Origin of the sequence: Bacillus sp. 2D03 (genome assembly GCF_003946765.1) — a bacterium.
GTDB lineage: Bacteria > Bacillota > Bacilli > Bacillales > Bacillaceae_G > Bacillus_A > Bacillus_A cereus.
In genome coordinates this window covers 1-11,459 of sequence record NZ_RPSJ01000031.1, presented here as the reverse complement: position 1 = coordinate 11,459, position 11,459 = coordinate 1, and the positions used below count along the sequence as shown (strand labels likewise).

Sequence of the window (11,459 nt, the reverse complement as noted above, 5' to 3'; positions counted from 1 at the left end):
AATTGAAACCCGTCAGGGTTTATTTGATATGCCCGCTTTTATAAAATCTACAAAAGATAATAAAAAACTATATGGAAAGACCGCATTTTGTTTGAAAATATACCTTAAGTTGATGGATGTGTGGCGGGACCCCTTTTAAGGTAGGAATTTTAAATTTATATTTTTAAATATTTGAATGTTTTAAAAACAGTCTGATCTATACTAAAATGAATATGATATGAAAGATTGCTGATATATTTGCTATTGTAAAAGTAGTATTGATGGAATTATGTTGGTTCAAGTTAAAGCAAAAGACATCTATTAAGGTGTCTTTTGCTTTAATGTAATTTACTAAAAATAATGAATCTACTTAACTAATTGTTTTTGAATCTGCTTAATTAAATGTTCAGCGCCTTCGGGACTAAGAACGATTTGTCCATTTGCTAATGATATATTTTTTTCTGAAATATCACCAGTTACTACACAAGCATCGTAAGATTTATATTTTTGTAAAATAATCTTTTCATCTTCTACAAATATTTCTACAGGATCTTTTTCTGCAATTCCTAATGTTGTTCTTAACTCTTTTGGAAGAACAATCCGTCCTAATTCATCTATTTTTCGTGTAACACCTGTTGATTTCATGTTAATACCATCCTTTTATTTTTAATTACTACTCCCCTATGAACAAGCGGATTAAATGTTGTTTTTCTAGTAATCTAACACAAATTCAGTTTTTCTAATAACCAGTCTTGCACTTCATCTTTTAGGTCTATACCTACAGCAATTGTTCCAAGGATTACACCTTTTCCAATAAGGTTTATATCTACAGACATTGCTACCTTTCCTGTCTTAATTTCATATGTAACTGTTTCAATGTGTTTTTTAGGAACACGGATAAAGTTGATTAAACCTGAGGTTTCTACATATCTTTCTGTAATTTTAATTTTATTATCTTTCCAAGAAAACTCCGTATCTGTAACTGTTTTAGGATTTTTTGTTCCAAATAAGCCCACAAGCAATAGACCTCCTATATTTTAATATCACAACCTTATCATATGGATAGTGATATTTATAGGGGGACATAACCAAAATCCAAAAATTTTAACGTAATGGTAGGAGGCCTACTATAAAAAGAAATATTCATAACTAACAGAGGGAGCATCACGCCTATCAAGCTAAAATTTTGAAGTTTTATTAACCTCTCTTACTATCATACAAAAATTATCTCTTAGCTCTTGCTAGAGCTTTTTCTATGCACATTTTTAATTGCATCTTGGTTATTCAAACGTTATAATAGTCACCACATTACATATAACGAGGTGCAAAAAATGAATAAGACAGAATTAACAAAAGTAGTAGCAGAAAAAGCAGAACTTACACAAAAGGATGCAGCTGCAGCAACACAAGCTGTTTTAGATACAATAACAAATGCGCTAGCAAATGGAGAAAAAGTACAGATTCTTGGTTTTGGTACATTTGAAGTACGTGAAAGATCTGCACGTACAGGACGTAACCCACAAACAGGTGAAGAAATGCAAATCGCCGCTTCAAAGGCACCTGCTTTTAAAGCTGGAAAAGAATTAAAAGAAGCAGTGAAATAATTATATATAGTCAAAAGGGTTTGATATTTATCTCAAACCCTTTTTTAATAGCCTTTTTTTCATAAAACAAAAATATCATCCAAAGTTTATATAAATAATATAGATTCCCCAAAGAATGTAACTAACTTGTGTTACGATATACATTGTAAATTCGAAAACAGTGAGCTTTCTTTCTCTTTTTATTTTTCGTAAATACAGATAAAAACAAAAAGTAGATAAAAGCATTAAGAATACAGAAACATTATATATATTCTCTATACTAGTAATAACCGATCAACTCCTCACCTGAAAATTAGTTAGTATAGAATAAGCATATCATATGAAAGTTTAACTTACTTCAAATCTACTTTTTTTCAACAGAATATACTTAATATTTTCATATTTGACAGAAATACTTGTTTAAAAAGATAAAAGAATCTCTTTTGCATCAATAGATTCACAAAAGAGATTCTAATTTTAGTTCATTTACTTATAAGATATCAGGCTTATTATTCATGAGGGTTAGGTGCAATATAAGCTGGAGCTGGCCCGCAAGTTACTGCAAAAGCAAATAACAACGCAGGCTTATATGGTAGCCCAAGCAACGAAAGCATTCCCAATGCTCCCCAGTAATCCTCTTTCTTAAGATACGATTTTATTTGATTAAAATAGGATTTACTAATACCTAATGCATCCTGCCAACATCTTTCCCAAACGTTACTAGAGTACATATTAGATGGAATTTCTTCATCATTCATTACATAAACACCAGCTATAATAGCTGCTTTTTCTTCATTGTTATATGAAGATTTCGCTAATTCTTCTTTATTAAGAACATACTTACCTGTTTCTTCATCTTTTACCATTAATACCGAAAATATATATTCTAATTCTTTAACTTGAGCTTCTAATTCCTCGTGTGTTGCGTTGTATTTTTTCCCATCCTCTATAGTTGCAGCTGAAGCGAGAGTTGGGACAAAAACTAGAGTAAGAGCCATTAACATAAACATCATTTTCTTTAACATAGTGAATTAACCCCCATAATTTAATTTTTTCTTCTCCTCCCAAAACTATAAACTTACTATTTGAAGTTCCGATTTTCACCTAAAGAATTTACATGTATCACCCTCTATTTCCAATATTTATAATAATAGTAATATAACCGACTATAAATGTATATATTTTACAATCAATTCACCTATTACGATTATTTGGATTTCGATATATAACTATAAAGAAAGCTATTATGTTTACATAATAGCTTTTTTTCACCAATCTACTAACATAGTTCTAAATATAGAAAAATATCCTAATAATATTTGAGGAAATCATATTCATATAATTTTATTTTTGTATATAAAAATTATATACTAATGTTATACTAAGATGAATCAAGAAGCATCCAAGATTCTTTGATTAATCACTACATTTTCCTTAAAGCAAACTCAACAAGAAAAGACACTGTATAGTATCTTTTCTTGTTGAGTTTGCGCCTTTAATCAATAGTAAGAGGATATATATCTATGCCCAATTATTACTGATTGGTATTAGAATTGCTGCTTCCACAAGCAGAATATCTGAAAGGCATTCGTCGATTCAGTTGTCAATATTCTTTTTATCCGAATAAACTATTTGGATTTTAAATGAAAAACAATAGTTATAATAGATACACAATGAAACTCTTAAGAAAACTTATCTATAACATAAAAAACGATTCTTCTTTAAAAGAATCGTTTTTTTATGAGTAGGTTGTTAGATTCCTACAAGCTTTATATGAATTTTGTTAAATACGTAGCAAATATACTTTACTATTTAGCTTTTTAAATTCCTGTATAGGATAGAGGTATTAAAAAAAACATGTTGATGAATAACTTAAAATACCCTGATAAAAAAAACACCCGCTATCATAACACTTAAACCTAAAATTTGTATTGGCTTGACTTGATTTTTTAAAGAATTTAGCAATCCAAATTGCCCTACCACCAAACTACCAATGATTTGACCAAATAAAGTAAGAATTACAATCTGTCCATTCCCAATTCGATCAACGAGGTATACATTTATTAGTACATAAGACCCACCTAGTATCCCTCCAATCCATATCCACCAAGGAGCTGAATAATTAATAGGTTCTTTGATATTTTTATAAGAACGGTCTATTATTCCAACAATGATGAGTAATGTAATAGTACCTACAAAGAATGAAATAAGGGCTGCGTGTGAAGAGGAATGAAGAACCTTCCCTAGTTGACCATTGATAGCAATTTGTATAGCTAGTAACATTCCAGCCATTATACCAACCAATCGCCAAATCCATTGATTTAAAATGTTTTTTTTATTTGTTTTAGAAAACTGGTGCTCATTGTTTTTGTCATGTATAGCTAAAAAGACACCTGTTAAGACTAGTAACACACCGAAAATTCGGTTCCATCCAAATGGATACGGTATTGAATTAAACCAACCATAATTATCTATTAACATACTCATCAAAGTCATTCCCAAAATTGGCATTATCGATGTTTGCACACTACCCAATTTAGGGAACAAAAGAATATTAGCGGTTAAAGCAATTGCTCCCCCAATCCCTCCCAACCATATAAAGATAGGCTGGCTAAAAAATAAGTCTATGGGAATATCTAATGGTGAACCACTAATAAATATTGTAATAGTTAAAAAGATTGTCCCCACAGCAAATGAAATCATCGAAGCTAAAAAAGGGGAAACTACGAATTTTCTTAATTGAGCATTGATGGCTGTTTGTACAGCAAAAATAGCTCCGAAACATATAGCTAGAAGCATTACAAACATGGAATTTTACCTCCGTTTTATTGGTAGAAAATTCATTTTATTTAAGTGCAGTATCCCTTTTAAAGAAAATAAAAAAATTAAAACGACGACAGTAAAAATATCGAAGCCGTCGCCAGATGGAATGAATACAATAAATGTAAGGGTGAGCGCTTTTCAAAAAGCTTATATTTTTTTATTTCCAGAAGGCTCTTACAGTATTATTTTTTTTGTTTTTTTATCCACTGTAACCAGTAAGAAAACTCACATGCTAAATGCATTTGATGCGATTTAATAAGGCTGTTAGGACAAAGTGCAGGGAACTCAACAACTAGACTTACTTCTATCCCAGTATCAGTATCTTTAAATTGATGTCGAACTCCACCAATAATAGTACCGTCTTTCATACGTGCTACACCTGCTGACTGGTATTGATAAGACTTATCTCTAGGTGTTTGCAATCTAGTTTCGTCACCAAAAACAATAAAGAATTGAACTGGAAATGGAGAATTACCAGTATTTTCTATAACTTCTAACTCATTTTTCCCTAAAGGTCTTAGTACATAGTGATCAGGACAAGCTGATAAATTCACTTGATTATTCTCGCGTGATTGTTCAAGCATAAGACTATCAATTCCATTTATCGCTTCTTCTGCTGTAATCCCATCTAAATAAATACTTGTTTTTGAAAATTTTCGTCTATCACCAAATAAAGCCGTACCAATACGCATACCCATCTCACTCAATCTAAGTTTAAATCTCAATTTATCGTAAATTTCATTGTATGAATATCTTAACTTTAGTTCCGTTAGTTTTTTTATCATGTCATCTGTATCTTGTATTTGAGGCTCTTTATGACCTAATGTATTGAAAACTTTCTTAATACGTTCGTTTTTCCATTTTGTGAGTTCTTCTTGTGAAATATTTTTTCCTTCAATATAAATTTTCATATTAATTCTCCTTTACTATTCATCAATTATTTTTCCAACGATTGTTTTTAATCTTATTGTTAGTCAATTTATTGAATATAACCTAAGTATTTCTTTTAAACATATCTGAATGTAAAATTCCCATGATGTTATTTTAAATTTTTTCTTCTTTTTGATCGTATTTTAGTGTGGTTAATATTAGATTAATCGTCTCTTTTTTCGTATTTAGAGTTAGATCTATCTCTGAATGGGCAATACTACTAAGACCATATAAAATAAACCCAGAAGTTAAAGATAAGTTGTCAGTATGGAATACTCCTATTTTTACCCCATCCTCAATCACTTGTTGAATGAGCGGTCGTAATTGCATAAATAATTTTTGCTCAAGCAGGTAATGCTGTTCCGTATGAAATGAGCTGGCATCTTTGTAGGGAGCCAGTTTTTCAACAAATGTCCAAAATATGTCTAGAGAATTTTTCATTTTTTGTATAACGGGCAATTCATTCGAAGTAAGTATTTGTTGAATTATTTCTATATTTTTTGCGATGAAATCGTTTAAAAGTTCATCAACAAAATTTTCTTTGGATTTAAAGTAATAATAAAATAAACCTGTTGCTACACCCGCATGATTAACGACATCCTTTATGCTAAAGCCTCCTATACCGTTTTTTATATAAAGTTCAAAACCAATATCCATTAACTCTTGGCGCCTAATGTCAGGTTCTTTTGATATTCTTTTCATAATTCATCTCCTATAGTATTTTTTCACGACTGAATCGAGTTCAATCATACACGACTGAACTTAATTCAGTCAAGTTTGAATTGATTTGAATTAAAAATTCTATACGTCAAATAAAAATAAGCGCTGTTCCATTTTTATTTGACCTCTCCATTACTAGCTTTTTTTACTTTTAATCCATACGTATTTTCATGCTTCACTCTACAATTCTCACCTCATTTGCTGGATTTATTAATAGTGTACTGGAATTTTTTTAGTACACTATTAAAACACATTCTTTCTAAGCCATAAACGAAAAAAGTAAACCATTTTCTTTGGTTTACTTTAATATGACAGAACATAAAAGGGGTACGGAAACGATTCTGGGTATGAGGGGCTAATCTGGGATTTAATTACAAATCAAAAAAGAACTTTATTCAAGTTCTTTTAATCTACGATACAGAGCGGCCTGACTCGCACCTGTAATTTGGCATAATTCTTTAAAAGTTTTATTGGTATGCTTTCGCAATTCAATCACATGATTCATACCTGGGTGCTTATCCGTATATTTCTTCAATCTTCCTCTATACACGCCTTTTTGTTTCGCTAACTTTATTCCCGCCCGTTGCTTTTCTTTAATCATTTCTCGATCAAGTTCACTAACGGCAGCCATGACAGTTAAAAGAATTTTCCTGTTGGCGTTCTAGTATCTGTAATAGGGATCACTATAAATTGCCGTCAGCTTAAGAAAAAAACTTAGATTGCTGGGCATGTGATGCTACCCCATCGCTATCAAGCTAAGAAAATACAACGTCAATTATAGTAGAGGTTGTTTTTTTTTTGTGTAGGGAATTTAAAGATTTGCATATGAAATAAACCCTGACGGGTTTCATTTTTTTGAATTAAGCCGCTTGATTATCAGACATGGTACAATTGTAAACGACACCTAATATATCAAAGACTGTTTTCTTTTCGTACCGATGAGATTTTCGCCCGTTTTGCTGTAGGAGGTTAAACAGACGAAGGAGAACCTTTGATAGCTCTTGGGTGTCTTTCTGTATAGCTTGGAAAAGAAGAAGAAAGTAATCTTTAATCATATAGATAGCCTTATATTCACTCAATTCTTGTTTCTTTTTCATAAGAAGTAATTGCCGCATTTGAAACATGGTAGAAGAACAGAGTAGAATGGCAATCAGTTGTCCATACAAACGGCATTCTAATCGTTCTCGTTTTATCTTTTTACAATGATGAATATGAAAGAATGATTTCCACGTTTTAAATAAAATCTCGATTTGCCAACGTAAAGAATACCAATCATGTACTTGTCCCATCGGGACAATATCTATAGGGGTATTTGTCATATATACATTGATACCGCTAAGTCGTTTACTACGAGCGGAATACTTCATTCCTTTCTTTTTTTCTCTTACAGTTTGATCGTGTAATCGTTTTTGTTGTTGTTCTTTTGTTAGTCGATGAACAATCACACGAGTTGGGACCTTATCAGTCATTCCTACATAAGCGTTGGATATTTCGCATGTTTGTCCAGGCTGAAGAGTGTTCATTAAAACCTCCATATCTATCTGGATATACTCTGTACCTTTCTTAATTCTGCCATCTTGAAAATAATCAGGATTAGGATTTTTTTGATAAATACGTGTATTCGATTTGATACGTGAGATATAATAAGCCTTTTTATCTTGTATATGTTGAAGATCTTTCAAATGAAAATAGCCTAAATCTCGGATACATAAATCATTCGCTGTTACAGTTGGGACACACAGGGAACCGTAGGTTCGATCATGTTGTTTACCTGGTCCTGTATGAATATGAAGGAATTGTCCACTTAATAAATCATACTCAAGCTGAATCTTCACCCCCGCTGTATGACTGCAACCTCCTGCACCCGGATAAACAGATGAAAAAGGATCTGGGAGTTGAAATGCAGTTGAATCTAAAATACGAATACGTTTGAAAATAGGAGTATATGGAGAAGAAATCGGCATAGATGAGGCTAGTTTTTGGTTTAGTAGTTCAGCTAATATATGTTGTAAAAATTGAACGGCTGCTTTATTAAATCGTTGATTTAGTCCTTCAGGACTGATGAGCACTTTTGTTGATGCTTCTAAACGGCTAGATAACTGAGTTAATGAAGTCGTAGCGATATTTTGACTCATCCATACACATAAAGCGATTAAATCTTTTGCTTGGTACTTACTAGCTCGTTGCACAAAACCAACATCTCTAGCAAGGTCTCGTAAAATATTTGGAGATAAAAAACGTTGAATCTCTTGAGCAAATAGCTGTAATTCATCAGATACAGAAATAGACATACAAAAACGCCATCCTTTCCTATGATTCTATAGAAAGGATAGCGTATTTTTTCATTTTATGGGGTATTTTGTTTTTTAGCTTAATAGCGATTTGCGGGACCCCATTTCTATCAATCCAAGTAATCCACTTTTCTAGATTTAATTACTTTAAGTTCCTGGAGGCTAACCAAATCCCCTGCCAGTACTTATACTCAAAAACAGGGGGTTATTTTATGGTATAATATGGATGATTCAGAATATTGATTTATATTAAGGGTGAAGGGGGAGTAGATTAGGATGAAAAAGCAAAGATTTTTAAAAAAACTATTAAGAAAAACCTTTTATATTGAACTAGATGATTCTCTTCATTATCCATCTCCTAAAACAATTTGTTCAGCTGTTGAAACCTATGCTATACAGTCTAAGGAGAAATTAAGCTTTGAAAGTAAAACAAAACCGATTACTTTTTATTTAGAAGATACATTGTATAGTACAGATGTACGAATGGCTCGTGGAGGATATTATATATTTTGTCGAGAAGTATAGAGGGCTTGAGTTAATATGATTCCCTGTATTGGTTAAGCAAAATAAACAGACTAATTAGTACTAGTATCTAGGATTTATTTAGGGCTAGCACCACCAGTAACTTAATATTTTGAAGTATCCCCAAAACAAAAAATCTCACTTCTTATCTGAAAAAAGATAAGAAGTGAGATTTTTTCGAATACTTTCAATGATGAGTGGTTATGTCAACCTCAAATTCAAAAGACTTTACCAGTCTCGACGATCATCGTGATTATGATTACGGTCATGATCATGATTACGTCTGCGACGACACTCATCACAATCGCAGTCACGTCTACAATGACAGTCGTTAAAATCGTTTCTTCTACGTCTACGACCGCATCCGCAAAATACTAAATCGTCCCAAAATCTATTACAATCTCGAGAATGTCCAAAATTATTATTCCATTCCATAGATATGATTCCCTCCTCTAAAAGTAGAATTCATCATATTCTATGATTAAATGGTAGAAATGGTTTGTTTGCTAGTCTATGTTTTGTGTTTTAGATTAATAATATTTTAATTTGCAAGTCCCCTCACCCCTTATCCCTAAATGCAACACGTTTGCGCTTATCTTTCCTTAACAACAAACAAGACGCCACCCAGATCACGGCAGCGCCTACGATAATTGCTATTGGTTTCAATAACTTGCCCTTACACAGTTATCTTCATGAGCACTAACATTAACGAATCTTGCTTGAGGGAAACCCGAAAACTTATTTGTTAACCTCTCCAACTTCTCCAATGCAGCCACACATTCATTAGCAGCCCCAGTAACTTCCTTCATTTGTTTTAACGCTTCTGATGTATCAGCAGCTACTTTAATAGTTAATTTGTTATTAGCCATTCCTATATCATCCTTTCTATTCAAATATCCATTTTGTTCAATAAAAAAAGAGCACTGTTAAGTACCCTTGAAAAGTTCTGAGTATGAAATACATAGCGATGCTTTTCCTTTTCATATGGCGCAGCTCTATTGCGGAATATAAGTCCCTCTGAAAAGGAGTGTGTGGGTTAGCATCGACTCAATATTGTATGTTTGGGAATTCCTTATGTGCAATAAAAAAAGAGCAATTCTTAGTTCGAGTGCTCTTTGCTTCATAGAATCCTTTTATTACTTGGCTACCCTTACTCTTAATCACCTTCACAGAAGTCGGACGCTTGTTTATAAGCGCCACTCCACCTCTTTGATACATTTCATTTGCTAGATTGATAAGCTTTTCAAAAGCCATCCCACGGTTTCCTAGTCCCATTGTTATTCCTCGCTTTCTATTAAAAGGATTATTTTGTTTTAATTCCATTTACTTTTTGCTAAAATTCAGTAAAAAACATCATGTTAATAAAGGAGCAATTATGAAACATACTATAAACCTATGGTCTTTTATTTTTTCATTTATTTGTGTTGGCTTACTTATCCTATACTTTGAAAATGAATCTATTAATACAGCGATGAATTGGAGTTCTACCGATCCAATAATTTTTTTACTGATATTAACAGCTTGGACCTTTATTGGTGGCCTTATAGGAATAAATACACCAACTACTTCGAAAACAACGATTAGAAGTATAATTACAATCACACTTACATTGTTCTTACTTTTGTACTTAATATTAATAGTGTGTTTTAAGTATCTTTAATCAAATCGTAATTATTAAATTTTTTTTTGGATTTAAATAGAATAAAACTCAATATTCCGTCAATAATATAGATAGGCGATAGCCCAAACCCATTTAATGAAGTCCCTAGTCTTTCTCCTTGTTCCCCCTTGGAGAACCGAGCAGTTAGCTTTTGCTAGCTGCTCTTTTATTTTCTGCAATTGGTTACACTTACCTGATGTTTTTAACGTAATATTAAGTTACGATATAAAAGAATAAAATATATTTGGCTGTTATACCATTACCCTAGGAAACTAGGGTTTTTTATTTCCACAAAATGAAATTTTTATTAAATTGCTTATACTTTATTTCTCAACCACAACGGATGGAATTATAATGAAATGAATGGTAATATATAGACATCTCAATTACGTTAGAGCTTGTTTCCTTGCAAGCTCTTTTTTTATTAAAATAGCGTTTTTTTTTAAAATAACAGCTCTAAATAAATTAGATACATTTACCAGTATGTTTACCACAACATTCATGTTAAAATCCCTTGTGAGTACGACATAACTCGACCTTATGAAGCCCTGCAGCCATTATCGCGGGGCTCTTTTTTTTAATTAAATTAACGATTTTATCTAAATCCATTCACTAATCTCATACTTTGACATACAATACTAGTGCCTTTCTATATAATGTGAGCTCGTCACTGTCGTTATAATGAGATATTAGGAGCGCTCTCGATTAGCGCTCTTTTTATTTAAATAAAGATTTTGTTAAATAACTGAATAAAATTCAATATTCTGCTAATAATAATCGCAATACAATCTGCTTCTTACCCGGGTTGTAATTCACAACAGAGAGTGAACTGCACCCCAATTGTTAGACACAGTCTAACAATTGGGGGTGCAGTTTTTCTATGGCTAAATTTACAGCTGATGAAAAAATACAAATCGTTCTACGTTATTTGAACGGAAATGAAAGTTATCG

At 32.1% G+C, this 11,459-nt stretch carries 11 protein-coding genes and 2 pseudogenes; 2 read left to right on the top strand and 11 right to left on the bottom strand.

Translation table 11 applies throughout. From position 1 onward, the window contains the following. Positions 1 to 345: 345 nt before the first annotated feature. Together EBQ15_RS30490 and EBQ15_RS30485 are read right to left on the bottom strand one after the other, a co-directional pair. Positions 346 to 624, bottom strand: a complete 279-nt coding sequence (locus EBQ15_RS30490; protein WP_000843056.1) for an AbrB/MazE/SpoVT family DNA-binding domain-containing protein — start codon at positions 622 to 624, stop codon at positions 346 to 348. 74 nt (positions 625 to 698) lie between these two features. Then, positions 699 to 995: a hypothetical protein gene (locus EBQ15_RS30485; RefSeq protein WP_000522371.1), complete on the bottom strand. Its 297-nt coding sequence runs from the start codon at positions 993 to 995 to the stop codon at positions 699 to 701. Between the two features lie 315 nt (positions 996 to 1,310). Here EBQ15_RS30485 and EBQ15_RS30480 point away from each other — a divergent pair, with 315 nt between their 5' ends. Further along, the gene (locus EBQ15_RS30480) at positions 1,311 to 1,583 is read left to right on the top strand and encodes an HU family DNA-binding protein (protein WP_001043945.1); all 273 of its coding nucleotides are present in this window, start codon (positions 1,311 to 1,313) and stop codon (positions 1,581 to 1,583) included. Positions 1,584 to 2,071: 488 nt separating this feature from the next. Here the strand turns inward: EBQ15_RS30480 and EBQ15_RS30475 are convergent, their stop codons facing one another. From EBQ15_RS30475 to EBQ15_RS30450, 6 genes and pseudogenes are all read right to left on the bottom strand, one after another. Further along, positions 2,072 to 2,587 carry a hypothetical protein gene (locus EBQ15_RS30475; protein WP_000914523.1) on the bottom strand — a complete coding sequence of 172 codons (516 nt, stop codon included), beginning with the start codon at positions 2,585 to 2,587 and terminating at the stop codon, positions 2,072 to 2,074. Between the two features lie 847 nt (positions 2,588 to 3,434). After that, on the bottom strand, positions 3,435 to 4,370 hold the full coding sequence (locus EBQ15_RS30470) for a DMT family transporter (RefSeq protein WP_000497899.1): 936 nt from the start codon (positions 4,368 to 4,370) through the stop codon (positions 3,435 to 3,437). A gap of 197 nt (positions 4,371 to 4,567) precedes the next feature. Next, positions 4,568 to 5,296, bottom strand: coding sequence for a hypothetical protein (locus tag EBQ15_RS30465; RefSeq protein WP_000708318.1), 729 nt, complete (start codon positions 5,294 to 5,296; stop codon positions 4,568 to 4,570). A gap of 133 nt (positions 5,297 to 5,429) precedes the next feature. After that, positions 5,430 to 6,017: a TetR/AcrR family transcriptional regulator gene (locus EBQ15_RS30460; protein ID WP_000822611.1), complete on the bottom strand. Its 588-nt coding sequence runs from the start codon at positions 6,015 to 6,017 to the stop codon at positions 5,430 to 5,432. Between the two features lie 409 nt (positions 6,018 to 6,426). Then, positions 6,427 to 6,704: pseudogene (locus tag EBQ15_RS30455) on the bottom strand (recombinase family protein); the annotation flags it as partial. A 191-nt stretch (positions 6,705 to 6,895) separates the two neighbouring features. Further along, a complete protein-coding gene (locus EBQ15_RS30450) occupies positions 6,896 to 8,326 on the bottom strand; it encodes an IS4 family transposase (RefSeq protein WP_000028455.1) in 1,431 nt (476 codons plus the stop codon). Positions 8,327 to 8,602: 276 nt separating this feature from the next. Here EBQ15_RS30450 and EBQ15_RS30445 point away from each other — a divergent pair, with 276 nt between their 5' ends. Next, complete coding sequence (locus EBQ15_RS30445) at positions 8,603 to 8,851, top strand: DUF4318 domain-containing protein (protein ID WP_000744689.1); 249 nt, start codon at positions 8,603 to 8,605, stop codon at positions 8,849 to 8,851. A gap of 225 nt (positions 8,852 to 9,076) precedes the next feature. Here the strand turns inward: EBQ15_RS30445 and EBQ15_RS31770 are convergent, their stop codons facing one another. The 3 genes and pseudogenes from EBQ15_RS31770 to EBQ15_RS30430 all read right to left on the bottom strand — a co-directional run. Beyond that, the gene (locus EBQ15_RS31770) at positions 9,077 to 9,283 is read right to left on the bottom strand and encodes a hypothetical protein (RefSeq protein ID WP_082187778.1); all 207 of its coding nucleotides are present in this window, start codon (positions 9,281 to 9,283) and stop codon (positions 9,077 to 9,079) included. Positions 9,284 to 9,510: 227 nt separating this feature from the next. Then, positions 9,511 to 9,717, bottom strand: coding sequence for a hypothetical protein (locus tag EBQ15_RS30435; protein ID WP_000002740.1), 207 nt, complete (start codon positions 9,715 to 9,717; stop codon positions 9,511 to 9,513). A gap of 238 nt (positions 9,718 to 9,955) precedes the next feature. Continuing rightward, positions 9,956 to 10,123, bottom strand: a pseudogene (locus EBQ15_RS30430) (Holliday junction resolvase RecU); the annotation flags it as partial. Positions 10,124 to 11,459: the final 1,336 nt, after the last annotated feature.

Excerpts from the sequence above, each read along its gene's own strand:
- EBQ15_RS30490 (WP_000843056.1), bottom strand. The coding sequence starts at position 624 with ATGAAATCAACAGGTGTTACACGAAAAATAGATGAATTAGGACGGATT.
- EBQ15_RS30480 (WP_001043945.1), top strand. The coding sequence starts at position 1,311 with ATGAATAAGACAGAATTAACAAAAGTAGTAGCAGAAAAAGCAGAACTT.
- EBQ15_RS30475 (WP_000914523.1), bottom strand. The coding sequence starts at position 2,587 with ATGTTAAAGAAAATGATGTTTATGTTAATGGCTCTTACTCTAGTTTTT.
- EBQ15_RS30470 (WP_000497899.1), bottom strand. The coding sequence starts at position 4,370 with ATGTTTGTAATGCTTCTAGCTATATGTTTCGGAGCTATTTTTGCTGTA.
- EBQ15_RS30465 (WP_000708318.1), bottom strand. The coding sequence starts at position 5,296 with ATGAAAATTTATATTGAAGGAAAAAATATTTCACAAGAAGAACTCACA.
- EBQ15_RS30460 (WP_000822611.1), bottom strand. The coding sequence starts at position 6,017 with ATGAAAAGAATATCAAAAGAACCTGACATTAGGCGCCAAGAGTTAATG.
- EBQ15_RS30450 (WP_000028455.1), bottom strand. The coding sequence starts at position 8,326 with ATGTCTATTTCTGTATCTGATGAATTACAGCTATTTGCTCAAGAGATT.
- EBQ15_RS30445 (WP_000744689.1), top strand. The coding sequence starts at position 8,603 with ATGAAAAAGCAAAGATTTTTAAAAAAACTATTAAGAAAAACCTTTTAT.
- EBQ15_RS31770 (WP_082187778.1), bottom strand. The coding sequence starts at position 9,283 with ATGGAATGGAATAATAATTTTGGACATTCTCGAGATTGTAATAGATTT.
- EBQ15_RS30435 (WP_000002740.1), bottom strand. The coding sequence starts at position 9,717 with ATGGCTAATAACAAATTAACTATTAAAGTAGCTGCTGATACATCAGAA.